The organism is Limosilactobacillus reuteri (genome assembly GCF_034259105.1).
GTDB classification, from domain to species: domain Bacteria; phylum Bacillota; class Bacilli; order Lactobacillales; family Lactobacillaceae; genus Limosilactobacillus; species Limosilactobacillus reuteri_G.
Genome location: NZ_CP139477.1, coordinates 41561 through 65358, shown reverse-complemented (window position 1 = coordinate 65358; position 23798 = coordinate 41561). Strand labels below are relative to the sequence as shown.

The window sequence follows — 23798 nt, the reverse complement described above, 5'->3', positions numbered from 1 at the left end:
TCCCCGGGTAAGGATATTAACTTTCATACCATGTCACCGTTAGCTTTACTAAGAGTAACTTCGAGTAGTATTGGACTTCAGTTTGATTTGCAACCTTATCCAGTTACCCTCAGCCTTATAGCTACTTCTTGTTCATCGGTGCAGTATTTTGCCTTAGACTTCCTTCAGATTCCGTCTCACAACGGACACCCTTGTCCTCAGCTCATGGTTCCGACTACTACGGCCCATAGCGGACTTTCACCGCCTAGCTAATACCCATGCTGGGCGCACAAATCATGGATTGTTCCCTGTATTCTACAGGGGACAATCCATTTTTCTTTAAAGAAATACGTTTATTGTTGTACCAATTGATATATTTAGCGACTAAGTTCTTTAATTCGGTTAGGTCATCGATATTATACCTATAAAGACATTCTCTTTTTAGCAGATTAAAGAAGCTCTCAATTGGGGCATTGTCGTGACAATTGCCTTTTCGAGACATACTTTGTTCAATACCCATTGTTTTTAGGGTATCTCGATAATATTTAAGTTGATAATGCCATCCTTGATCAGAGTGAAGGATTGGCTTTAAAGAGGGAACTATATTTTGCTTCAATTTTTCTAGAGTATCTAATATTAGTAATTTATTAGGGCTCAAACTTATTGAATAAGATAATATTTCGCCGCTGGCCTGGTCCAGCACGGCGGATATATAACCCCATTTGTCTTTACGCAAACGTATTTGAGTTACATCCGTATGTAGTACTTTTAATGGTTCTGTCTCAGTGAATTTCTGTTTGAGTGTATTAGGAGCTATTTTCCCAAGGTTACCTTTATAGGAACAGTAACCAGATGTATGTTTTGAAAAAATAACTACTTTTAGTTTAAGTTTGGTCATTAAATGCCGAATTGTTTCTGGAGAATTCTTGAATCCGACCTTGAGGGATTCTTTCCAGATTCGACGATAACCGTAGGTTGAGTTTGAATCGTGATATGTTTTAACAATGAACTCGTTTAATTGAGCGTATTTATCTGTTTTATCAGTTTTACTAAGGCGTTCATAATAAGTTGATCTTGGCAGATTGACCTTAATTAATAACTCGTTCAACTTGTATTTTTTAAGTAATGATTTGACTAATTTTGCTTTTTCGAGTTGGGATCGTTTTCTCGCAAGGTCTTTAGTGCTTTTAAAATATCACGGTCCATTTCGGCATCATGTAGTTTAGCTTTTAGATCAAGAATTTCTTGTTTATATTTCTCTCCTTTTGTGGGATTTAAACGTGTTTGCTTCTTCTTTTTCTTGGCCATTAACGGTCGTCTCCCTCTGGACGACGCCTTAATCCAATAACACCGTAGTGATTGTATCTATATATCCATGAATTAACCTGGCTAGGTGATATTTTGAAATAAATTGCAGTATCAAGGCGACTGATCTCATGTAGTTTATGATATTCTATCACGGATAATTTGAAATCTTGAGAATATTCTTTATGGGATTTTTTGGTTATCAAATAATTAAGTCCATTTGCTTCCGCTTCATGGACCCAGCGATAAATCGGTGATTTACTAGGCATTCCATATTTTTTCGATAATCCAAGTATAGAAATTTGTCTATCAAAATATTCATTTACTAATTTAACTTTGAATTCTGAAGAGTATTTGGTCATAAAAAAAGTGCTCCTAAAGTTGTTAGGTTATGTCTAACAATTTTAGGGCACTTCATTAAAAGGCTTTACAATTTTAAGTACTGATGGATTTAACATCAGGGCTTTATTTGTTTAAAATTTAAAATAAAAAAGCGAAAGATGGTTGGACCCCGTCTTCGCTAAGAAAGGACCATCTTTCATGAACAATTCTATCAAAACTATCTTAGGAATTAAAGATCCTTACCTCAAACTAGATGAAAAGAATTTTGATAACCCAATTGAAGATCAACCTAATCAAATCATTGTCCATCTTATTCAAACTTACCCCATGCATTGCCCAAAATGTGGACACTTAATGTGTAAAAATGGCTATAAAACAGTTAATTGTTTGGGATCAGAGCTTCACTTTAAGCCAACAATCTGGTCGATTAAAAAGCAAAAATATATCTGTAAAGCTTCTTCTTGTCCTGAAGTAGTTACTAAATTAGCAGCCGTTGAAGATATTCATTATCGTAATCATATCTCTTTAGCGATAAAACAACGGGCAATGATGCTTCTAACAAAAAACGAATCACAAAGTGATTTAGCCAAAGAATTAAATGTCTCTGACTGGACAATTAGACGAGTCATTACAAATCTTGATCAGTTTTTTAAGCCTAACTATCATTGGTTACCTCGCCATATTGCCTTTGATGATTTCAAGTCTGGTCGCTTTGCCCCCAGCGGAATGAGTATGATTCTAATGAATATTGAAAATAAGCGGACGCTTGATATTATCTTGTCACGTAAAAATAGCTATCTGCGAAAATACTTTCTTCGATATGACCGTTCAGCACGCTTAGCAGTTCAAACAGTAACGGTTGACTTGTACACTCCTTACCGCCATTTGATTCATGAGCTTTTCCCCCACGCTTTAATTATCGCTGATCATTTTCATATTGTTGCTCAAGCATATCGTGCATTTAACAAAATTAGGATCCAAGTAATGAATCGTGCCGGTGCTGGCACTCATAAATGGCGTGCACTTAAGCACTTTTGGAAATTACTCCTAACGCCTGCTAATGAGCTTAAATATGATAATTATTGGTCAAGGCGTAACTTTAGTTACGCTCAATTAACCGATGTTGAAGTCATTCATCGTCTTCTAAGCTTTGATAATGAACTAAAAAGAGCTTATGAATACTATCAAAACTTAATTCTGGTGATTGCTCATCGTAGCAAGAAAGAATTAAAAAACTTACTCGCGATTAAATGGACGCAGCTTCCCCAAGCACTGCAAAAAGTTCAGCATACTCTTCGCAGCCATAAACAAGAAATTTACAATAGTTTTAAATATGATACCTATACAAATGGTCCCGTTGAAGGAACTAACAATAAAATTAAAGTTATTAAACGAACTGCTTATGGCTTTCGTAATTTCTTTAATTTCCGAATTAGAATCCTCCTTGCATTACCAAATACCTACATTGCAATAAACTGGAGAAATAAACAAACAGCTCATGCCAAAGTCCAGGCACAAGCTGCTTAGTAAAATTATTTTATTTTCTCATCAGTACTTCTTGACGAAGAGCCGCAGTTTAAAAATATTCAATTTTGTCTAACTTTTGTGTTGCACTTTAAATGAGGTGATCTTTTTGAATCTTTTAAGAAAGGCAGATTGTAAAATTTAAGTTGAACATTTAAGTGGACAGAAAAACCCATCAAGGTCTTTAATGGTGTTACCACAACATTCCATTAGAAAGAAGGACCTTGATGAGCACCACTATTTTATCATTCCAGAACCGTGTTGTCATTGAAACGCTTCATAATGAAGGACGTTCCTTGCGATACATCGCTAACTACTTAGGCTTTAGTAAGACCACCATCTTTAACGAACTTCACCGGCTAAATAGTGAGTACCGGGCTGAGCTAGCGCAAATTGACTTTGAACGCAAGGTTAGTCAACGGGGGCGGAAGTCTTCGCTCACTAAAAACCTTAAACACTTGATCGAGGAAAAGATTCAAGTCCAGAAGTGGTCCCCTGAACAAGTTGCCCATGTAGTTGGAATTGCCTACAAGACGGTCTATAACTGGATTGATCAAGGATGGCTTGATGTACAGTTGCCCGATTTGCCTGATCATGGAATTCGTCGTCATCGCGCTAAAGAAAAGCGTGGTACGTTCAGTCACGGCCGCTCCATTGAGGAGCGTTCTCATAAAGTCGAAACTCGCCAGGAATTCGGCCACTTTGAAGCTGATACCGTACTTTCTGGCAAACGTAAAGGTCAAAGCTGTGGCTACTTTTGTGGAGCGTAAGAGTCGCCTGACAATTGTTAAACGGCTCCATGGTCGCGACAGTCAGTCCATGACTCAAGCCGTACTTGAACTAGCTAGTCAACTTCAAGACAAGCTCAAGACGCTTACCGTAGATCATGGTAAAGAGTTCGCTAACTACCAGGCAATTGAGCAGCGAACTGGTACTCCGGTTTATTTTGCCCATGCTTATTCACCACATGAACGCGGCAGTAATGAGAACCGTAACCGAGTTTTACGACGGTTTATTCCCAAAGGCCAAGCCATTGAAGAACTAAGCGATCACCAACTGATTCAAATTAATTGGTATTTGAATTCCCGGCCACTTAAATGTCTTAATTGGCATACACCAATCGAGATCTTCCTGCTTAATTTACGTCACTAAATTCGTTCAAGTTATTTCTTGCAATCTGCCTTTATATTCTGAATGGCAAATCGCCGGCCACCGAGCTCACCTTGAAGAAAATCCTGCTTCCTATAAAGAATTGCTTTTTCATCTAGGATTTACTGACTAAGCGGATCTGCTTTGGCAAATTATGAAGATTATTTTTCTACTAGCCAGCTTCAATTCAAATATTTTTAACTCTTATTTTTTGGGCCACAGCGAGCTACATCTCCATTCCCATCTTCTTATAGGAATCCATCCCACCGAGCCAAAGCTGGTCCATCGGTACGTGCCGCTCCTCGGCAAAGGCCTTCATCAGCGTCATGTGGTTCATCAAATGATACTTCTTGTCCGGGTCGGCTGGGTCAACAACTTGCAATTGGGCCATCATCCCACCATCTTCGTGTTCGATGATATGGCAATGGTACATAAAGACTCCAGCCACGTTGAACCAGACTTTGATTCGAACATGCTCACCCGGGTTGACTGCAACGGTATCCTTCAGCCCGCGCTCATTCGGGTAAGGAGCGTGTCTATCACGAGAAATCACTTCAAAGGCCGTCCCGTGCATGTGGTAGGGGTGAATCATGCCAGGAGCTGGATTGGTGTTCTCAATGTCCCAAATCTGGGCCTTATGCAGTGGCATCTTGTAGTCGATCCGGTCCATCTTGAACTTCTTACCGTTCATCGCTACGGATTCGTCCATCCCATCAAGGGTAACGTGGTGAACAGGCAGGTCGGGATCAACTGCTGGGTCTGGCGTTTCAAAGAGCTGTTGCGGAAGCGTGGTGTGGTCCGGCTTAAATTCATGAATCCGGAAGTGGACCAGCGGGACATCGTCGGAGTACAGGGTGACCACATCGCCCGGCTTATACTTACCAAAGTCAACGATGATTTCCTGTCGTTCAGCACAGGTGATCAGCAGCTTGGCCATTTTGACCGGGTGTGGCAGAAGACTTAGGTCACCGGCAATCTGGGTGAATTCTAAATCATCACTGAAGTGCAACCGAAATTCTCGCCGGTTGGCCCCATCGAGGAAACGAAGCCGGACCTTTTGGGTAGTGACGTCAAAGTACGGATTAATTGTCCCGTTAATCATTGGCGTTGGGCCCGCGACGCCATCTGGATCGTAGTCGGCCTGGTAATCCCACTGGTTGTCCTTGTGGAAACGACGGTCTTGCAGGATGATTGGGATATCGTCAACCCCGTAGTTCCGTGGTAGTGGCAGACTAGCCTCATGGTCGTCCTGGACGATAGCACCGCCAGCCAGACCATGCCAAACCTGCTCTGCCGTTGACGGACACGGGTGGGCGTGGAGCCAAACAAAGGCAGCTGGCTGGTTAATTTTGAAGGTGACGTCCCGGCTCTTGCCAGGATAGACTGGGGCATGGCAGCCACCATCCTCGATGGGCCCTGGAATAGCAAGGCCGTGCCAGTGGAAAGTTGTGACCTCGGGTAGGTGGTTGACCAGGTGGACGTGAATCGTCTTGCCCCGTTTAAAGACCACCGTCTTGCCTAACAGGGGACCATTGTAGCCCCAGGTCTGCGTCTTCTTCCCGGGAAGGAGCTGTACCTCACCTGTCTGGGCCACGATGGTGTAATACATATCCGTGGCCGTTTCCTTATCCGGTTTCAAGAGTCCAGGAATATTTAAGGGCTGCTGGGGCGTCTGCGGTTCTTTCAGCGGAACGTACCCTGCGTCGTGATAATCGTAAGCCGCTTCATCATAGAAGTAGTTATTGATAACTTTTTCTTCTGCCATTACGATTCCTCCTTCAAATGAATAAAGACGGTACCGGAGAGGTCCCCTGTACCGCCTTCGTCACGTTTATTGTAATGAATCACAAGCGTCAGGTCAACTACCGGTGTGTGGTTTTACTAAAGCCTAAGTAATTAGCGATATACTGTAAGGAACGTTTCTCGTTATGAAGTGTTTCAATGACAACGCGGTCTGAAAATGATAAGATAGTGGTGCCCATAAAGGTCCTTCTTTCAATGGATTTAGTTTAGCAACACCATTAAAGACCTTGATGGGTTTTTCTGTCCACTTAAATGTTCAACTTAAATTTTACAATCTACCAATTATCCATGTAATTTTTGTTGTAACGTATCACCAATGCCATCTACCTTCTTAGCAGCCAAGACGGTGCCGCCGATGAGAACACCACCTACAATGAGCGTAGAAGCGATCATAAACTTAAATACACTTTTCAAAACGTCCATAAAATTCTCCCTTACTTTTTACTGGTTCGACCAACAACTAATGAAACAATCAGAACTAAAATAATTGCTCCGATGATCGATGGTATCAATGCCATGCCAGCTAACGAAGGGCCCCAAGTGCCAAGGAGCCCTTGACCAATCCACGCACCGATTAAACCAGCTACGATGTTTGCAATCCAGCCCATAGCAGCTGCGCCAGCAATGGCCCCAATGATTGCCCCGACGATTAATGACCAAATAAGTCCCATATTTACTCACTCCCTTAGTTAACACGACTAGATTTATTGTCAGACGTTACTTTATCAACGCTGTCACCTAATGTTTCCTTCGATTTCTTTGCGCCCTTACTGACGGCTTCCTTCGTTTTGTCTGTGGCATCGCTCACGCGATCTTGCAGAGAAGTCGAATCTTTTTCATATTGCTCCTTTGTCTTGATATCAACAACATTCACATTTACCTCAATTACTTCTAATTCGGTCATATTCTTTACTTCCCGAACGATAACATTTTTGATCTTGTCATACAGTTTAGAAATATCAATGCCGTATTCAGCAACAATGTCGAGATCCACTGCAACCTGCTTTTTTCCAACCTCTACATCAATTCCTGATGTGACATCTGAAGTATTAACTAGTTTTTCAGCAATATTTGAGAAAAAGCCGCCATCTACGGTTAATAAGCCATCTACTTCAGAAAGTGCGATACCAATGATCTTTTGAATAACCTTATCATCAAATGTTAAATTGCCTTTAACACCAGACTTTTCGTTAGTTGTTGTTTTCTCACTTGGCGTTACATTCTGCATAATTTTTCCTCCTTATAATTCAAACAGTTATTTAAAAACATTTGTTAAGATACCAGTTTTTTGAATATAATAACCCGCGGTAATCCCGATTGCCATAAAAATCAAAACAAAAAGCGTCTTGAAAAATCCAAAAGTGATGATAAGGACCGCTAAGAGCAATCCCATAATTCCACCAATTAGTGGCCAAAAATAGGCTTTAATGAGTTCGGTCACGATATCACCTCCTAGACAACTCGAGATTTATGCACATTAGCGTCCAACTCATTAAAATCAACTAAGTTATTTTCTTGAGCTCCATGGATAGAGATAGTCCCATCTGCAAATAAATCAGTCATAAAAACCTCCAACAGTAAATTTATAATTCCATTATATATAGAAATCTCGTTTAACAAAAATAATCGGGTCTAGAATTTTTGGTGTTGGAAAGTATTTCCATTCCCAAAGTACTAGGCCCTAATTTAAAAAGCCATTGATAATGGATCAAAAACGGCCACTAGGGTATACCCTAGTGGCTAGATTGGTTTAGTCAAATAAAAATCTTAATTGGTTCCTTATAAGAGCATATAGTTTCATCATCACTACCTGTTGTGCTATAACTATGGTAAAGGAGGCGGTGATATGAGATTTATATTTAAGGCATTAATAGTAGTTGCTATTATCCTTGCATTTCCTTTATCCATAGTTCTTGTCTTTAAAAATTGGTCAACGGCCATTGGTACTAGTACACCCATGTCATTAAAGCTTGGTTGGTTGGAGCAGTACGAACCGATATACCTCTTTTGGAGTGGAGTAATTCTGGCGGTACTGTTAATTATTTTTTTGCTTATCACACTTTTTTGGCCACGGGCACAATCATTATATCTTCATCAAAAGTCTGATGGTCAAGTGACCGTCAGTAAGAAAGCTATTGAACATTTTGCGCTTTCAGCACTTCAACATGAACCCTTTATTGGCAACCCCAAGGTATCATCTAAGTTATCACGAAAAGGGATCACACTTAAAATATCGGGTGATCTACTAAATTCAGTCAATGCCAAGAAACAGACTGCAAATTTTCTTAATCAATTAAAAAAAGATTTGCGTATTTGTCTTGGAATTTCTGAACAGAAAAAAATTAAAATCAGACTCGTTGATTTTAATGAGTCGGACGCTAATGTGCATAAATCTCGAGTTGTCTAGGAGGTGATATCGTGACCGAACTCATTAAAGCCTATTTTTGGCCACTAATTGGTGGAATTATGGGATTGCTCTTAGCGGTCCTTATCATCACTTTTGGATTTTTCAAGACGCTTTTTGTTTTGATTTTTATGGCAATCGGGATTACCGCGGGTTATTATATTCAAAAAACTGGTATCTTAACAAATGTTTTTAAATAACTGTTTGAATTATAAGGAGGAAAAATTATGCAGAATGTAACGCCAAGTGAGAAAACAACAACTAACGAAAAGTCTGGTGTTAAAGGCAATTTAACATTTGATGATAAGGTTATTCAAAAGATCATTGGTATCGCACTTTCTGAAGTAGATGGCTTATTAACCGTAGATGGCGGCTTTTTCTCAAATATTGCTGAAAAACTAGTTAATACTTCAGATGTCACATCAGGAATTGATGTAGAGGTTGGAAAAAAGCAGGTTGCAGCGGATCTCGACATTGTTGCTGAATACGGCATTGATATTTCTAAACTGTATGACAAGATCAAAAATGTTATCGTTCGGGAAGTAAAGAATATGACCGAATTAGAAGTAATTGAGGTAAATGTGAATGTTGTTGATATCAAGACAAAGGAGCAATATGAAAAAGATTCGACTTCTCTGCAAGATCGCGTGAGCGATGCCACAGACAAAACGAAGGAAGCCGTCAGTAAGGGCGCAAAGAAATCGAAGGAAAAATTAGGTGACAGCGTTGATAAAGTAACGTCTGACAATAAATCTAGTCGTGTTAACTAAGGGAGTGAGTAAATATGGGACTTATATGGTCATTAATTGTCGGGGCAATCATTGGTGCCATTGCTAGCGCAATCACTAACCGTGGTGCTGCTATGGGCTGGATTGCAAACATCGTAGCTGGTTTAATCGGTGCGTGGATTGGCCAAGGGCTCCTTGGCACTTGGGGCCCTTCGTTAGCTGGCATGGCATTGATACCATCGATCATCGGAGCAATTATTTTAGTTCTGATTGTTTCATTAGTTGTTGGTCGAACCAGTAAAAAGTAAGGGGGAATTTTATGGACGTCTTAAAAAGTGTATTTAAGTTTATGATCGCTTCTACGCTCATTGTAGGTGGTGTCCTCATCGGTGGCACCGTCTTGGCTGCTAAGAAAGTAGATGGCATTGGTGATACATTGCAACAAAAATTACATGGATAATTAGCCGAATTTATCTGTATTAGGCTTCTTAGAACGTAAATAATTGAGCAATTGAAGATCAGTTAATCAATATTTAAATTGGTGAGATAACCCTTTATAAATATAGATTGGAATTTTTTTGATAATTAATCAAAGCAGGCACTTTTTTACATAGGTGCTTGCTTTTATTTATCTGGCGAATTGTCAAACTAAGTGCAACGGTTTGTCAAAAAATACTTCATATGGGGTTTCATAATTTAACACTTTGCGCGGACGTTGATTTAACTGCTTTTGGCAGGAATTGTAATATAAAAGGGTCTACACTTTCTGGTGTTGAGAAATAATCAGCACTGAACGTGTAGGCCCTTTTTGGATAACGCAAAAAGACACCTACTCAGTGTCCATGCTATGTATGCTTGTTAGCGTCGAAACCAAAAGCAAGCGAGGTTATGAGTAAATGTCCCAATACGATCCTACACTTTCCGTCCTTAAAATACCAGACCATAATATCAAAGTAGCCTTTGTTCGTCATGAATATTGCGGCAACTGGGTACGTCGTCGCCAGTATCATGTGATTGATGCCGAGCTGACTTACCGGTTAACCCGGTGCCCACTGTGTGGCTTTGATGCCTTGCACCCTAACGGGTTTTACACGGCCCACGTGCGCGTCCTAAACGGGGTAAATACCGACAGTCATTGACTTGCACAAGCAACGATGGCGCTGTCATAACTGTTACCACACAGTCAGTGCCAAGACGCCACTCGTGCAACCCAACCACACGATCGCCGCTCAAATGACAGAGCGAATCATGAAGTTAGCGCATGAACGGTTGCCATTCAAAACCATCGCCCGTATTATCGGGATCTCAGCTTCCTCGGTTCAACTGATCATTGACCAAAATCTCAAACTCCGACCGGCTCGCCGGCTACCCACGCGACTCTGCTTTGATGAGTTCCGTTCCACTCATGGCATGATGTCGTTTATCTGTCTTGATGCCGATTCACATCGTCTGATTGCCTTGCTTGGTGATCGATTCAACCGCACGATTAAAAACTTCTTCATCGCTCATTATTCACTCGCTGAACGCACTCGGGTCCAGACGGTCACCATGGACATGAACGCAGCTTATCAGACGATTATTCATGAGGTTTCCCCCAAGGCCCAAGACGTCACGCAACACGAGGCCATCGATATCGCACTTGATACTGAGCCCAAGCTCAAGCAAACCTACGAGACCTACTTAGCGCTTCATGATGCTTTGATGGTGAAGAAACATCCCGCGGAACTGGCAAACCTGTTAGCTACTTACAAGCCAAGCGGTACGGCAATGGACATGACGATCGCGACGCTTAAGCGACACAAAGTCGCTGTTCTCGCCGCTGTCACCAGCCCTTATTCCAACGGACCGATCGAAGGGATTAACCGACTCATCAAGTCACTCAAACGATCCTGTTTTGGCTTCAAGAATCAGCTGAACTTCTTCAAACGAATCTACCAAATCACGGCATAACATGACAAAGACGGCTCCCCAAATGGAGAACCGCCTCAAATGATAAATTTATTCTTCAACACCAGTTGACGTAGAGCCACAGTTATGGTTCTTGTGTATTCTTTTATCTCTTTTTTTTTATTGAAAAAATAGTAAAATAGAGATATGGTTAATTATTTGTGTAAAAAATTATTTTAAAGAGGTAAATATAAACATGCAAGGAGTTCTTCTCGCGCTTGTTCCAATTTTTGCTTGGGGTTCTATCGGATTGGTAGCTAATAAATTTGGTGGTGATGCTAATCAACAAACACTTGGAATGACTTTGGGCGCTTTTGTTTTTGCACTTATTGTTTTCTTATTCCGCATGCCAACGTTGACATGGCAAATTTTCTTAATTGGATTTATTGGTGGATTGCTTTGGGCAATTGGACAATTTGGTCAGTTTAAATCAATGAAATACATGGGTGTTTCAGTAGCGAGTCCACTTTCATCAGGAAGTCAATTAGTAATTGGTGGATTGCTTGGGGTTTTTGCTTTCCACGAATGGACAAAACAAATTCAATTTATTCTCGGATTTATTGCAATGGCTGTTTTGGTAGTTGGGTTCTATTTCTCAGCTAAACGTGACCCAGAAAATGCAGTTGTTGAAGAAGGACGTAATTATACTAAAGGATTGATTGCTTTAACTTACTCAACTTTGGGATATGTTAGCTATGTTATTCTTTTTAATAACTTAGCAGTACTTTGGTTCAATGTTCATTTTGATACACTGACAATTATCTTGCCAATGTCAGTTGGGATGATCTTTGGAGCACTTGTGATGGGTCGTTTCAAAATTAAAATGGAAAAATATGTTTATCAAAATATGATTGATGGAGTAATGTTTGGTGTAGGTAATATCTTTATGCTTATGGCTGCAAGCGCTGCTGGTGACGCAATTGCCTTTTCATTCTCACAATTAGGTGTTATCATTTCAACTATTGGAGGAATTCTCTTCCTTGGTGAAAAGAAAACCAAAAAAGAATTGGTTTATGTTGGAATTGGGATTGTTCTGTTCGTAACAGGTGCAATTTTACTTGCAATTGTAAAATCTAAAGGATGATAAAAAAGCTGTCAGTAAATTGACGGTTTTTTTTTGTGAGTGGCAGATTGTAAAATTTAAGTTGAACATTTAAGTGGACAGAAAAACCCATCAAGGTCTTTAATGGTGTTACCACAACATTCCATTAGAAAGAAGGACCTTGATGAGCACCACTATTTTATCATTCCAGAACCGTGTTGTCATTGAAACGCTTCATAATGAAGGACGTTCCTTGCGATACATCGCTAACTACTTAGGCTTTAGTAAGACCACCATCTTTAACGAACTTCACCGGCTAAATAGTGGGTATCAAGCTGAACTAGCGCAAACTGACTTTGAACGCAAGGTTAGTCAACGGGGGCGGAAGTCTTCACTCACTAAAAGCCTTAAGCACTTGATTGAGGAAAAGATTCAAGTCCAGAAGTGGTCCCCTGAACAAGTTGCCCATGTAGTTGGGATTGCCTACAAGACGGTCTATAACTGGATTGATCAAGGATGGCTTGATGTACAGTTACCCGATTTGCCTGATCATGGAATTCGTCGTCATCGTGCTAAAGAAAAGCGTGGTACGTTCAGTCACGGCCGCTCCATTGAAGAGCGTTCTCATAAAGTCGAAACTCGCCAGGAATTCGGCCACTTTGAAGCTGATACCGTACTTTCTGGCAAACGTAAAGGTCAAAGCTGTGGCTACTTTTGTGGAGCGTAAGAGTCGCCTGACAATTGTTAAACGGCTCCATGGTCGCGACAGTCAGTCCATGACTCAAGCCGTACTTGAACTAGCTAGTCAACTTCAAGACAAGCTCAAGACGCTTACCGTAGATCATGGTAAAGAGTTCGCTAACTACCAGGCAATTGAGCAGCGAACTGGTACTCAGGTTTACTTTGCCCATGCCTATTCACCGCACGAACGCGGTAGTACTGTAGTCCTACTTAGCAAATAAGTAAATAAATTTTGTTGTTTTCAAAAATTTTAAGAATCACACTAAATAACGAGTAATTCTGATTTAGGGTTATATGGTAGATTGCAAATTTAATCCGAATTTTTGACAAATTATTCAGCATTACTTGGTAAGATGTTTGCCAGTTGAGTACTTTCAGCGGCCTTTGGTTAATTTATCCTGATAAGGTTGACATCGCGACAAGTCATAAAAAATGGTAGCTGGTGATCGATTTAACCGCTCAGCCATTTGGATATTGGACAGACCTAGCTCACAAAAAGTTTCAATTTTAATTCGTTCTGAATAGGCTATACTAAACAAAAGATCAGCTCTTAAAAATGGGTTTGTGGTAAACACCATTTTAAAGGAAGCTGGTCTTTTTGTCCGAACAGCGTTCGGATTAATTTTACAATCTACCTAATTAACTTTTTTATCTATTATTTTGGATTCACGCCATTAGCAATTATTGCGGGGGTGTTTTCCAATCAATCCGTATTATTTAATATCGTTTACAATCAAATTTATCCTAATACATGCGATTATGTGGTTTGTCAACATTACCATATCTCGTCACCAGGTCAAAAAGATTAATAAACGCATCAAAGAAGGGTAGCTCTGTCAATAAACACTAATAGTCTTTTAACTGTCTATTTTATTGACAGGGGACCACTGTCTCTTATATCATATCAGCTGACTGTGTAAGTATACCATGAACATAAACAGAATGTGTGATTTCGCTAAAAAGACATCACTTTATTCTAAAACTTCTGTAATCACTGATCCGTATTGTCCATCGTCTATGTATCTAACAAGCTTTTGACAATCATGCATATCCGCATAGATGTATTTGTTATACCAATTAGTTTCGGTTCTCATTACCCTTACGAAGAAATTAGCTAGTATTTCATTCTCTCTAAACCACTGGAGATAGAGGCGCACTGTGGATTCCGGGGTTTTACAGACATTAACAAGATATGCCAATGGCTTATCATATACGCTAGATGTTTTAGTCTGTTCGAAAATAGTACTACGAAAATATGCATAAAACCCAAGATAGTTCAATGTTTGTTTACCGTTACTAGAATCCATAATGGCTTTGATAGAGTGACCATACACCTTAAAATAACCATTTTTTAATAATGACTGTTCATCATCCAAGAATACAATATCCATCGTTTTCCCGTGAACTCTTTCAATTTCAATCAATTTAAGTTGTTGTAATTTTTTGATCATTTTTGTTATTGGTTGCGTACCTAGTCGCCAATTAATCTGTGTGGTTAACTTACCAACAGTAGTACTAAGTCTTAATTGATTCCCATCGATAACTCTACGACCAGCCTTAGCTTTTAAAAGAATATAGAAGTCTAATTCAGTATTGCTAAGGTCTTTTGATAGGATGGTGGTATCAATAATAGCAAATAACATATTCTTAGGCGTTTTGTATTTCTTGTATTTGTTTTTTAGAATCGTTTTATTCAAATTAAAACCTCACTTTATTTGATGGAGGTAATCTTAGCACAATGATTTCTTCTTGTCCTAAAAACGCGCAAAAAACACCGGGAACCGTTAAAGTATACTTTACTCATGTTATATTTATTATTGTTATATTTAAATATTCGCTAACTTTCTTGTCAAAAAAGATGAGATTTCTGCGGTAGATGATGTACATTTTTATGCAGATTTCTGCGAAAGTACCGCAAGATTCTGCATAAAAATGTATAGGCGAAGAAATGGGAAAATAATCAAAGCTAAGATTAGGATTCAACACTGGAGAAAATACATATTTCATGGTATTTATCGCTTATTAGTTATTTTTGACGGATAAACTTTACCCAAAATGACGTTTATTCGCCTAAAGAATAAATTGGGATCATCAGACGATTAAACTTTTTAGCTTGTGTACGTTGCTTAATTGCGTTAATACGCGCATAAAATTCTGGATCATTTTGACGCATTTCTTCTTCGTCTTTTGTAACCATAGCATTTACTTCTTCTTCAGACATAAAGCGCTTTGCTGGCTTTTTCTTATGGCCAGTAAACGTGTTTTTTACGTTATTGTTGTAGAAGTTAATCATGTCTTGGGCGCACTTATCCCCTCGTTTCAGAGCATTGGTAATTGCAGCTTTGATATATGCGATAGCATTAGTAATCTTATGTCCTTTACTACTTGTGATTATGTAGTTAACCATATCTTCGTTGGATTGACTGATTAGAGAATGTAGTTCAATAGCCATAGGCTTAGTGATGAATCCAAATACATCAACAAATGAACTCTTTATCTTTTCTGGTAAAGAGTGATATGGATTTTTGTTTGATTGATTGGGTTGAATTTCATTTTCCTTACGCGCGTGCGCGTTATCATCCAAACCATTATTATTTAAAAATACATGAGATAGACTAGAGTGAGATAAACTAGTATTCCCTTTTTGGTCACACGTGTAATCCCGTTGGGACTTCACGTTCATATCAATTGTTTGAGAAGATAATTTAAGAGTTTTACTAAATTCAAGCTTGGATGCAGTAGTCCAGTCAGAAATAGTCTTTTGAACAGTAATAGTATGATTTTTCCATGGTAAAAGAAGCTCAACATTACTTGGTGTTTGTTGAACTGGATAGACATAGATTTTGTAACCCTTAAGTCCTTCACGAACAATCTTAATTAAATTCTCCGATTCTAATTGCTTACGAAATTTACTAATCATTTTGACTGTTGTGTGAAGTACCTTGGCAGCCAATTCATTAGTAAAACGAATAAAGACTCCCATGTCATCAACGAATGCTGTGTTCCCTAAACGAGCGTTATTCATAGAAGCAGAATAGCGGTCAGCGTAAAGAGCGTACAACATCATTGCACGGGAGTCTAAGTTTTTATATTTTGGATTTTCGAGTAAATCTAGGTTGATACCTAAAAACGCTTTTTGGTTATTCATTGTAGTTTCTCCTTAATTCATTTGAATTAGGCATACTTTAATAACCGTAAACCCTTGATTTTTAAGGATTAAAGTATATAATAAATATATACAATATGAAATTAAGTTACCGCATTCTCTTTTGAGACTTTTGGTTATTCATTGTTTTTCTCATCAAATCAAGAGGCTTGTGGTTGTTATTCAGAGTTTATCGACGTCCTACTTTCGATAAACTCTTTTTTATGCCTTATATTTAATTGATATTCTAATATTATCATCGCTAAATTAGATAGACAAACGTGTCAAAATAAATTTATCAAATTTATCCTAAAATTAGCTTAATTGATCAAATGCTGGTTTATCAATAGATAATAGTAATTTTGTTGTAATTACATGCTTTGTCACCGTTTAACACAACATTTTGTTGTGTGTGATTATATAAAATCACTGAGCGATAGAAAAATCAAAAATTTTTTCACAGAATTTATCTACTAACCAATGACAATATCATTTTAAAGTTTGTTTTAGTTGTTTGAGTTAAGCAAGTTAATAACTTTCATATGTAACACATTTAGATAGTTTTGTTTGTTACAAGTAGATAATCCCATCAAAAAGCTAAAAAGTCAATAGATATTAAGAAGTCGTGTATATCCCATTATGTATAGTATTAAAAACATTATATATAATGGGATATGTTTTATACATAATTTATAATTAATAATATATTTTACATTATATACTATGTAAATGACATTTAACACTTTTATGTAGTTTTAGGTGATTCATATAATATACATTACATATTACACTTAACACAATCCGAAAGGTTTGATATTATAGTATTTAATAAATAGGTGAGGTGGAATTGAAATGAGTGCAAAAGTAATTTCAATGTGTAATCAAAAGGGTGGTGTTGGTAAGACAACGACCACTGCATTGGTAGCGTATAGTTTGGCAAAAATGGGGAATAAGGTACTATTAATTGATTTTGATCCACAGGCAGATTTGACAACATTGATGGTAAAGACAAAGAGTCAAAAGTCTGATGAGATTTTATCATTTAACAAAACGCTGATGAGCGCTATTAAAGATAATGAAAGCTTGGATAATGTTACAGTTCAGGTAATGGATAATCTTTATCTTGTACCAACTGCTAGTGATTTTTATCTATATCCTAGATATCTTGAACATGCTTATCTTAATGAAAAAGAACGAGTTGCATCCTTTAAAAATAAGTTAAGTGATATAAAAGATAAGTATGATTACATTTTTATAGATGTTAGTCCTACGTTGAGTTTACAAAACGATACAGCTTTGTATGCCTGTGATGAATTAGTAATTGTCCTTCAAACTCAACAAAGATCTTTTGACGATGCAAAGGACTTTATTGAATATATTCAAAACGACATAATTGATGAGTATATTGCTGACACAGAAGTATTAGCGGTTGTTCCCGTTTTATCTAAAGACAATGCTAAAGTTGATCAATTGATTTTGGAAAAAGCAAGAGAAGAATGGGGAGCCGACGTTTTTAACAGTCATATTAGGATTATGGAGAGAGCTAAAAATTATGACGTCACAGGTATTACAGAAGATAGAGATGCATGGGACAAAAAAACTCTCAATGTTTATAAAGAAGTTGCAGTTGAACTTTTAGGACGTATTAAGGAGGCACATGAATAATGGCAATATCAAAGCCAGCTAAATCAAAGAATTCCTTGAAAAATAGCGAGGTAGATGCAAAGCCATCATTCAAGGAGACAACAAAAAAAGAAGATATCTTAACAGACAATAAAGAAGTGTCCTTTCCAGTTAATATACGTGTTGACAATCATATTCGTAATAAGGTTTCTGCCTTAATTAATCTTGGCGTTGCAAAAAATGCAAAGGCAGTTGTCGAACATATGATAGAAAGTGAAATTGCTGAATTAAATGAAAGTGAAAAAACTCGATTTGATAGAATGTATAACATATTGGAACAAAAGGACTACATGTCTAAAAGCCTTAAGTAAACTATGAAACGCTACAAAAGCGTTTTTTATTTTGCTTTTACAAAACTTTGTAAAAGTGTTAAATGTTATTTACATTGTGTTAAGTGTATAGTATTATTAACATTGTGGTAAGTAAGACTTCACTTAGAAGTCAAACGTGTCATATATCATTCATTTTGAAGTCAAAATAGAAGAAAAAAGACACTATTTAGACTTCAAAAAGAAGTCAAAATGAAGTATAATGTTATGTGACGATGAAATATGGAGGAACTAACTATGAAAGTAGCAAATGATTTAGGGTATGGTGCAGTTAAGGCAATTATCGATGACAAGGAAATCAAGTTTCCATCTGTTTTCACTATTGAACGTGAACAGGATATTGCTTCACCAATTGAGTTCGAGAGTAAAGGTCAAAAAGATGACTACATGAAAGATTTCATCAACCATATGGATGTGACTATTTCTAGTAGTGCAGTAAAAACTCCAGGACGTTTTCTAATTGGACAATACGCAATGGATAAAAACTTACCACTTACTCATTTTGATATTAATGATTATGCAGGTAAGTCTGAAAGTGATTATTCATTAATTCTTTCATTGAGTATGATTGCTGGAGCAGCTGTAGAGAACGCATACAGCAAAGGTTCTGATTTATCTGAGCCGATTAAAGTTAAGAGCAAAATGGCTGTGGCTCTTCCAGTAAAAGAAGGTAGTGATATTAACGTCAAGAATATGTATCGTTCTCGTTATAATGGAAGTACACATCAGGTAACATTTCATAACTTTAATAACCCAATTACCGTAAATATTGAATTTGATAAGGTATTTGTTGCTACTGAAGGAGAAACTGCACAATTCTATATCTCTACTGGAGAAAACAAAGATCTTACTACAAAAATTAAAGCTGACTTCGATGAGCATTATCCAGAGTTAGCTTCTCTTGTTAGCGCCGAGGATTTAATTCATGCTAAGAATGTAGTTAGCATTGATATTGGTGCTGGTACAGTAGATATTGTTGTTATTATCAATGGTAAGGCTTTAACAGTTGCATCATTCTCTCTATCAGAGGGATATGACAACGCTCTTCAAGAAGCGTTAGAGGTTCTCGAGGATAAGAGATACAACTTCGCAAGCGTTGCTGAATTAAAAGAGTTCTTGGCAAGCAAGCCTTCCCCATTAAGTCGAGCACGCTATAATGCAGTTGAAAAGATCGTATTTGCTCAACTAGAACCCTTCTGTGATCGTATTGTTGATGAGGTTAGTCGTGCATTGCGTAAAGCTGGTGCCGGAATTGAAGTAGCTACTGTACATGGTGGTGGGTCAATTCCTATGAAAGATCAAAGTCAGTTGCGTACAAAACTTGAAGAAAAACTGAAGTCATATAATGGGGGACAAGTTGTTCCTGTACTTTGGATTCCAGCGCCTTATGCTCAAACGTTAAACCGTGATGGACTCTGGTACATTGCGAAAAATGCTGCTTAAAATGGGTGAGTGATATGAGTATCAAGACATTTACATTTAGGTATGATTCAGAAGATGATATCGGCCAATGGATGGCCAAGCAGAGCAAAAAAGGTGACTCAATAGATGCTGCTATACGAACTATCATCGGTAATTATGGATTTGAGGATTATCGAAAAATTGCTCCCAAGCAGGTCGCGTTGAGTGATAAAAACGAAGAAAAAACAAAAAGTGACGTCAAAGTGACTGCTGACAAGTCGGAAACAACTGATTCAAGTGTAAAAAAAGAAGTCAAAAAGAAGTCAGATGATAAAAACAATAGTGAAGGAAAGGTACATTTAGACATGTTCTCTTCATTGTGATTAAAAGGTCTCAAGGAAACTTGAGGCCTTTTTAGTTTATAGTCAGAAGTCTTATAGAAGTCAAAATGGATTCAAAAATAAGTTTCTTTGATTGTTGCTATTCAAAGAAGTCATATCGAAGTCATACAGAATTCGAAAATGCGAGGCGTTTATTATTTTTAGCGAGTCATTTATCTGCTATCGTTATTTTTTGTTTAAAATTTTCAATGTTTTATGTGGCGGTGGATTATAGAATGAAGTTAGCCACCCAGTTGGTGGTAAATAAAAAACGCCATTCGGCGTGACATCAGGTATCATATTAAGTGAACCAAACCTATATGAAAGGATGTCCGTCAAATGACGCACTTAAATGATACCATGTCTACTAGTTTATTGACTACTCATAAAAAGAATGCTCATCTTACTAAAGAAGAACGTGTGATGATTGCGACTTTAAAGTCGCAAGGACTTTCCAATCGCGCAATTGGTCGCCAATTAGGAGTTAATCATCAAACAATTAATAACGAGCTCAACCGTGGTACGGTCCGCCAACTTCGTCGTCAAAAATCTAATGGTAAGATTTACGAATATTCTTACTACATCTATAGTTATGAAGCTGGTCAGGCCACATATCTTGAACATCACCGCCATTCTGGTCGTCGTCGCTTATATTATTCTTCAAAGCAATTTTTACGATTAGCTGATCAGCTAATGCTTGGTGAGTTTGACGACCACCATTACTCCCCACAAGCGGTTATTTATAAGGCTCGAGATTTAATGAATGATGGCACCCTGATCCCAAAGTCGGTTGTAACTTTATATCAATGGATTAATGAGGGTGTGCTTCGTACGTCCAATTTAGACCTCTTTGAAAAACCTAAACGTAAGCATCATCGAACTCATCCGCAAGCTAAAAGGTGCTTAGGGCCTAATATTGCTCAACGACCTCAAACTGCGGACCAACGGTCCGAAATTGGCCATTGGGAACTAGATACAGTTCAGGGACAGAAAAACGGTAATGACAGTGTTGTACTAGTAATGACTGATCGCCTTTCACGAGTTAATATCACGAGTAAAATTGCTGGTAAAACTGCGCATGCAGTAAATCAGTTCTTTATAAATTTACGCCAGAAAATGGGCACAGATGCTTACTATCGCATCTTTAAGACAATAACCTCTGACAACGGTTCAGAATTTAGTGAGTTAACACAAGTTCACGATCATGTTTTCTATGCTGATCCGTATTCCCCTTGGGAACGTGGATCCAATGAGATCAATAACCGGTTTCTCCGCAAGGAGATTACCAAAGGTGAAGCTATAAATAACTATAGTAGTGCTCAGATCATAGCGACTAATGATTGGATGAATCACTATCCACGAGCTATGTTTAATGGACATTCGTCAATGGATATCTATCGTAAGGCCTTCTACCAAGAGATATCACAGCTCCATCAACCAATAATCAATTGGTCAGTATTATTTATTTGAGTCCAGTGGCTAACTTATTCTTGAAATTTAGGAAGAAAAAACAATCAAACTTTACGAAGATTTAGTCGAAAAACGGGTAGTTAAAGCGATGAGTCCAGAACTAGTGGAAACCGCTAATGGAATGGCTCTTATGGCTGAAAATATTGATGATAAAATCAGTGAATTGAATGAAGAAATAGCTCAAGAACCTAAAGTAATCAAGGGTGGTTCAGTTAAGAAACGACGAAGCCGTTTCTTAAAAAAGATTCGTCGACAATTAAAAGAAGACTTTATACCTCGTGCTAATAAGTATGAAGAAGCAGAAGATATTTTTAAGGGCCGCAATAGCTTTTCAAAAACAGATCATGATGCCACATTCATGTGTATGAAAGAAGATCCAATGAAAAACTGAGAATTGAAACCTGGATACAACTTACAAATCGCTACCCACAATCAATTTGTTCTTGATTATGCCTTATATTCTAATCCGACAGATACTAGAACATTAGTACCATTTCTTGCTCAATTTCATTCTTTAGATTTCTTTGATCATATCGTGGCTGATGCAGGGTATGGTAGTGAATATAATTACACGATAATTATTGATCAGTTTGAAAAACAGCCTGTTATTCCATATACGACTTACCAAAAGGAACAGAAACGAGAATACAAAACTGATCCAACTAAATCACAAAACTGGCAATATAATGCCGAAGATGATTATTACATTGACCATCTAGGAGTTCGTTTTAGTTTTTATCGTTACAGTCGAAGAATTGATAAATATGGATTTAAACGTGATTTTAAACTTTATCGGGCAGATAAACATCAATTATCAGTACAATTAGATCAATTAGCGAAAACACCAAGTGGACGTCAACGCTATATGCAAGTTAATCCAACTTGGAATTACTATAAAGCTAAAGTTAAAGCAACCCTCTCAAGTGACGAAGGTAAGGCAATTTATCGTCGACGTAAGTACGACGTTGAACCCGTTTTCGGTCACATGAAGAGGGATTTTGGCGTACGCCGAACACATTTACGTGGGCAACGCGTTGTGGAAAATGACACCGGATTAACACTAATGGCTATGAATTTAACAAAATTGGGAAAGTTAGTAGCTCAAGCAGGGACAAAATTAATTGAAAAAGGAAAAATCCGAACCATAATTTCTGGAAAATCAAAAATTATGGTTCGGATTTTAATATTCAGAGGAAGGAATTTAATAGTTAATTCCCAGCCTCTAAGGGGTATTGTACGTTAGCAACTTAGCCAACTATCGAGCTTCTTCTGTTTTGAGATGATCATCTCAATTAATTATTAGCGACATAGTCATCAAGTTCTTTGAGGTAAAGAGCCTTTTGTTCATCCGAAATCCAACTAGTTTCAAAAGAGTTTCGCGCTAACGTGATTACTTGGTCACGACTCAAATTGAACTTAGTAGCGATTGCGTAATAGTTATCACCAATGTAGCCACCAAAGTATGCTGGGTCATCGGAGTGAATGGAAACTTTCACACCCTTACTCAGTAGTTCAATAACTTCCTTCCCCTTCATTTCAGGGCTAACAAACGAGTTTGAAAGTGGACACGAGGTGAAGCCAATCTTGTTCTTAGCTGCAAAGTCAACCAAGTCCGGATCTTCAACAACATTAGTTCCATGGTCAACCCGTTCTACACCGATAACTTCAAGTAATTCACGAATGTGTTCAATCGAGTCCTTTTGGTCAATATCAGCATGGGCTGTTAAGTGGAAGCCTTCTGCACTGGCTTTGGTGAATTGGTTAAAGAACTTCATTGGTGGATTATTATGTTCATCAGAATCTAGTCCAACCCCAAGAATCTTATCCTTATACTTCAAGGCTTCCTCTAACGTTTCGCGTGCGGAGTCGCGAGAAAAGTCACGTAAGAAGCACATAATTAAGCGTGCATCAATATTCAGCGCCTGTGCATCGACCGTTGCCTTGTATAAGCCATCAATGACCGTCTTGAATGCAATTCCTCGTGAAGTATGAGCCTGTGGATCAAAGAAGATTTCAACGTGCCGAACATTATTCTTTGCTGCTCGATGGAGGTAGTCCATTGCTAAGTCGTAGAAATCTTGTTCAGTTTGTAAAACATTCATTGCCGGATAGTAAACAGCTAAGAAGGAAGCCAAATCATCATATTGATATGATTGGCGAACTTCTTCAATTGTTGATTGACCAATATCAACATGGTTGCGCTTGGCTAATTTGAGTTTCAATTCTGGTTCCAATGTTCCTTCAATATGAACATGAAGTTCAGCTTTAGGTAATCCCTGAGTAAATTCCTTCGTGATTTCTGTAGACATGAACTGTTCCTCCAAATTAAAGTTCTTATTTTTACGACGCTGACGCTATTGTATCATTAAAAAATTCGTTTTCAAACATTTTTACGAACAAATTCTCTTGATTTTCATTTTATTGTG

22 protein-coding genes and 7 pseudogenes are annotated in these 23798 nt (G+C 38.0%); 16 read left to right on the top strand and 13 right to left on the bottom strand.

Annotated elements, in window-relative coordinates; genetic code table 11:
- Positions 1–244: 244 nt before the first annotated feature.
- From SH603_RS00815 to SH603_RS00805, 3 genes and pseudogenes are all read right to left on the bottom strand, one after another.
- Positions 245–1108: pseudogene (locus SH603_RS00815) on the bottom strand (IS3 family transposase); the annotation flags it as partial.
- A 5-nt stretch (positions 1109–1113) separates the two neighbouring features.
- Positions 1114–1287, bottom strand: a complete 174-nt coding sequence (locus SH603_RS00810; RefSeq protein WP_169477487.1) for a hypothetical protein — start codon at positions 1285–1287, stop codon at positions 1114–1116.
- Positions 1287–1646 (bottom strand): transposase, encoded by a 360-nt coding sequence (locus SH603_RS00805; protein WP_321533608.1) that lies wholly within the window; start codon positions 1644–1646, stop codon positions 1287–1289. Before SH603_RS00805 ends, SH603_RS00810 begins: the two co-directional genes overlap by 1 nt.
- Positions 1647–1824: 178 nt before the next feature.
- Here SH603_RS00805 and SH603_RS00800 point away from each other — a divergent pair, with 178 nt between their 5' ends.
- Complete coding sequence (locus tag SH603_RS00800) at positions 1825–3153, top strand: ISL3 family transposase (RefSeq protein ID WP_321533607.1); 1329 nt, start codon at positions 1825–1827, stop codon at positions 3151–3153.
- Positions 3154–3377: 224 nt separating this feature from the next.
- Positions 3378–4302: pseudogene (locus SH603_RS00795) on the top strand (IS30 family transposase).
- Positions 4303–4525: 223 nt separating this feature from the next.
- Here the strand turns inward: SH603_RS00795 and SH603_RS00790 are convergent.
- From SH603_RS00790 to SH603_RS00765, 6 genes and pseudogenes are all read right to left on the bottom strand, one after another.
- The gene (locus SH603_RS00790; protein ID WP_321533606.1) at positions 4526–6064 is read right to left on the bottom strand and encodes a multicopper oxidase family protein; all 1539 of its coding nucleotides are present in this window, start codon (positions 6062–6064) and stop codon (positions 4526–4528) included.
- 106 nt (positions 6065–6170) lie between these two features.
- Positions 6171–6281, bottom strand: a pseudogene (locus SH603_RS00785) (helix-turn-helix domain-containing protein); the annotation flags it as partial.
- Positions 6282–6384: 103 nt separating this feature from the next.
- Complete coding sequence (locus SH603_RS00780; protein WP_003681696.1) at positions 6385–6525, bottom strand: hypothetical protein; 141 nt, start codon at positions 6523–6525, stop codon at positions 6385–6387.
- An 11-nt stretch (positions 6526–6536) separates the two neighbouring features.
- Positions 6537–6773, bottom strand: a complete 237-nt coding sequence (locus tag SH603_RS00775) for a GlsB/YeaQ/YmgE family stress response membrane protein (RefSeq protein ID WP_321533605.1) — start codon at positions 6771–6773, stop codon at positions 6537–6539.
- A gap of 14 nt (positions 6774–6787) precedes the next feature.
- Positions 6788–7330, bottom strand: coding sequence for an Asp23/Gls24 family envelope stress response protein (locus tag SH603_RS00770; RefSeq protein ID WP_321533604.1), 543 nt, complete (start codon positions 7328–7330; stop codon positions 6788–6790).
- Positions 7331–7357: 27 nt separating this feature from the next.
- Positions 7358–7543 (bottom strand): DUF2273 domain-containing protein, encoded by a 186-nt coding sequence (locus tag SH603_RS00765; RefSeq protein WP_003596522.1) that lies wholly within the window; start codon positions 7541–7543, stop codon positions 7358–7360.
- A gap of 405 nt (positions 7544–7948) precedes the next feature.
- Between SH603_RS00765 and amaP the strand changes: the two genes are divergently transcribed.
- The 8 genes and pseudogenes from amaP to SH603_RS00725 all read left to right on the top strand — a co-directional run.
- On the top strand, positions 7949–8509 hold the full coding sequence (gene amaP / locus SH603_RS00760) for an alkaline shock response membrane anchor protein AmaP (protein WP_321533603.1): 561 nt from the start codon (positions 7949–7951) through the stop codon (positions 8507–8509).
- A gap of 11 nt (positions 8510–8520) precedes the next feature.
- Positions 8521–8706, top strand: a complete 186-nt coding sequence (locus SH603_RS00755; RefSeq protein ID WP_003596522.1) for a DUF2273 domain-containing protein — start codon at positions 8521–8523, stop codon at positions 8704–8706.
- 27 nt (positions 8707–8733) lie between these two features.
- Positions 8734–9276: an Asp23/Gls24 family envelope stress response protein gene (locus SH603_RS00750; protein ID WP_321533602.1), complete on the top strand. Its 543-nt coding sequence runs from the start codon at positions 8734–8736 to the stop codon at positions 9274–9276.
- A gap of 14 nt (positions 9277–9290) precedes the next feature.
- Entirely contained in the window at positions 9291–9542 is a 252-nt protein-coding gene (locus SH603_RS00745) for a GlsB/YeaQ/YmgE family stress response membrane protein (protein ID WP_321533601.1), read from the top strand.
- An 11-nt stretch (positions 9543–9553) separates the two neighbouring features.
- Positions 9554–9694 (top strand): hypothetical protein, encoded by a 141-nt coding sequence (locus tag SH603_RS00740; protein WP_003681696.1) that lies wholly within the window; start codon positions 9554–9556, stop codon positions 9692–9694.
- A 436-nt stretch (positions 9695–10130) separates the two neighbouring features.
- Positions 10131–11184: pseudogene (locus SH603_RS00735) on the top strand (transposase).
- A gap of 193 nt (positions 11185–11377) precedes the next feature.
- The gene (locus SH603_RS00730; protein WP_169473831.1) at positions 11378–12265 is read left to right on the top strand and encodes a GRP family sugar transporter; all 888 of its coding nucleotides are present in this window, start codon (positions 11378–11380) and stop codon (positions 12263–12265) included.
- A gap of 142 nt (positions 12266–12407) precedes the next feature.
- Positions 12408–13161 (top strand): annotated as a pseudogene (locus SH603_RS00725) (IS30 family transposase); the annotation flags it as partial.
- A gap of 186 nt (positions 13162–13347) precedes the next feature.
- Here SH603_RS00725 and SH603_RS00720 read toward each other — a convergent pair.
- The 3 genes and pseudogenes from SH603_RS00720 to SH603_RS00710 all read right to left on the bottom strand — a co-directional run.
- A pseudogene (locus tag SH603_RS00720) lies at positions 13348–13503 on the bottom strand (helix-turn-helix domain-containing protein); the annotation flags it as partial.
- 432 nt (positions 13504–13935) lie between these two features.
- Positions 13936–14661 (bottom strand): hypothetical protein, encoded by a 726-nt coding sequence (locus SH603_RS00715; protein WP_321533600.1) that lies wholly within the window; start codon positions 14659–14661, stop codon positions 13936–13938.
- A gap of 365 nt (positions 14662–15026) precedes the next feature.
- Positions 15027–16112: a replication protein, repA gene (locus SH603_RS00710; protein WP_321533643.1), complete on the bottom strand. Its 1086-nt coding sequence runs from the start codon at positions 16110–16112 to the stop codon at positions 15027–15029.
- A gap of 849 nt (positions 16113–16961) precedes the next feature.
- On the opposite strand from SH603_RS00710, the gene SH603_RS00705 reads away from it, so the two are divergent.
- The 6 genes and pseudogenes from SH603_RS00705 to SH603_RS00675 all read left to right on the top strand — a co-directional run.
- Complete coding sequence (locus SH603_RS00705) at positions 16962–17774, top strand: ParA family protein (RefSeq protein ID WP_321533642.1); 813 nt, start codon at positions 16962–16964, stop codon at positions 17772–17774.
- Entirely contained in the window at positions 17774–18103 is a 330-nt protein-coding gene (locus SH603_RS00700; protein WP_094508992.1) for a DUF5388 domain-containing protein, read from the top strand. Before SH603_RS00705 ends, SH603_RS00700 begins: the two co-directional genes overlap by 1 nt.
- 255 nt (positions 18104–18358) lie before the next feature.
- The gene (locus SH603_RS00695) at positions 18359–19564 is read left to right on the top strand and encodes a ParM/StbA family protein (RefSeq protein WP_321533641.1); all 1206 of its coding nucleotides are present in this window, start codon (positions 18359–18361) and stop codon (positions 19562–19564) included.
- 14 nt (positions 19565–19578) lie between these two features.
- Positions 19579–19905: a hypothetical protein gene (locus SH603_RS00690; protein WP_169483262.1), complete on the top strand. Its 327-nt coding sequence runs from the start codon at positions 19579–19581 to the stop codon at positions 19903–19905.
- Between the two features lie 336 nt (positions 19906–20241).
- Entirely contained in the window at positions 20242–21372 is a 1131-nt protein-coding gene (locus tag SH603_RS00685) for an IS30 family transposase (RefSeq protein ID WP_013923736.1), read from the top strand.
- Positions 21373–21406: 34 nt separating this feature from the next.
- Positions 21407–22615, top strand: a pseudogene (locus tag SH603_RS00675) (transposase); the annotation flags it as partial.
- 49 nt (positions 22616–22664) lie between these two features.
- Here the strand turns inward: SH603_RS00675 and add are convergent.
- Positions 22665–23681, bottom strand: coding sequence for an adenosine deaminase (gene add / locus SH603_RS00670; protein ID WP_321533638.1), 1017 nt, complete (start codon positions 23679–23681; stop codon positions 22665–22667).
- Positions 23682–23798 lie beyond the last annotated feature (117 nt).

Coding starts and splice junctions, on each gene's coding strand:
- SH603_RS00810 (WP_169477487.1), bottom strand. CDS start 1,287: ATGGCCAAGAAAAAGAAGAAGCAAACACGTTTAAATCCCACAAAAGGA.
- SH603_RS00805 (WP_321533608.1), bottom strand. CDS start 1,646: ATGACCAAATACTCTTCAGAATTCAAAGTTAAATTAGTAAATGAATAT.
- SH603_RS00800 (WP_321533607.1), top strand. CDS start 1,825: ATGAACAATTCTATCAAAACTATCTTAGGAATTAAAGATCCTTACCTC.
- SH603_RS00790 (WP_321533606.1), bottom strand. CDS start 6,064: ATGGCAGAAGAAAAAGTTATCAATAACTACTTCTATGATGAAGCGGCT.
- SH603_RS00780 (WP_003681696.1), bottom strand. CDS start 6,525: ATGGACGTTTTGAAAAGTGTATTTAAGTTTATGATCGCTTCTACGCTC.
- SH603_RS00775 (WP_321533605.1), bottom strand. CDS start 6,773: ATGGGACTTATTTGGTCATTAATCGTCGGGGCAATCATTGGGGCCATT.
- SH603_RS00770 (WP_321533604.1), bottom strand. CDS start 7,330: ATGCAGAATGTAACGCCAAGTGAGAAAACAACAACTAACGAAAAGTCT.
- amaP (WP_321533603.1), top strand. CDS start 7,949: ATGAGATTTATATTTAAGGCATTAATAGTAGTTGCTATTATCCTTGCA.
- SH603_RS00750 (WP_321533602.1), top strand. CDS start 8,734: ATGCAGAATGTAACGCCAAGTGAGAAAACAACAACTAACGAAAAGTCT.
- SH603_RS00745 (WP_321533601.1), top strand. CDS start 9,291: ATGGGACTTATATGGTCATTAATTGTCGGGGCAATCATTGGTGCCATT.
- SH603_RS00740 (WP_003681696.1), top strand. CDS start 9,554: ATGGACGTCTTAAAAAGTGTATTTAAGTTTATGATCGCTTCTACGCTC.
- SH603_RS00730 (WP_169473831.1), top strand. CDS start 11,378: ATGCAAGGAGTTCTTCTCGCGCTTGTTCCAATTTTTGCTTGGGGTTCT.
- SH603_RS00710 (WP_321533643.1), bottom strand. CDS start 16,112: ATGAATAACCAAAAAGCGTTTTTAGGTATCAACCTAGATTTACTCGAA.
- SH603_RS00705 (WP_321533642.1), top strand. CDS start 16,962: ATGAGTGCAAAAGTAATTTCAATGTGTAATCAAAAGGGTGGTGTTGGT.
- SH603_RS00700 (WP_094508992.1), top strand. CDS start 17,774: ATGGCAATATCAAAGCCAGCTAAATCAAAGAATTCCTTGAAAAATAGC.
- SH603_RS00695 (WP_321533641.1), top strand. CDS start 18,359: ATGAAAGTAGCAAATGATTTAGGGTATGGTGCAGTTAAGGCAATTATC.
- SH603_RS00690 (WP_169483262.1), top strand. CDS start 19,579: ATGAGTATCAAGACATTTACATTTAGGTATGATTCAGAAGATGATATC.
- SH603_RS00685 (WP_013923736.1), top strand. CDS start 20,242: ATGACGCACTTAAATGATACCATGTCTACTAGTTTATTGACTACTCAT.
- add (WP_321533638.1), bottom strand. CDS start 23,681: ATGTCTACAGAAATCACGAAGGAATTTACTCAGGGATTACCTAAAGCT.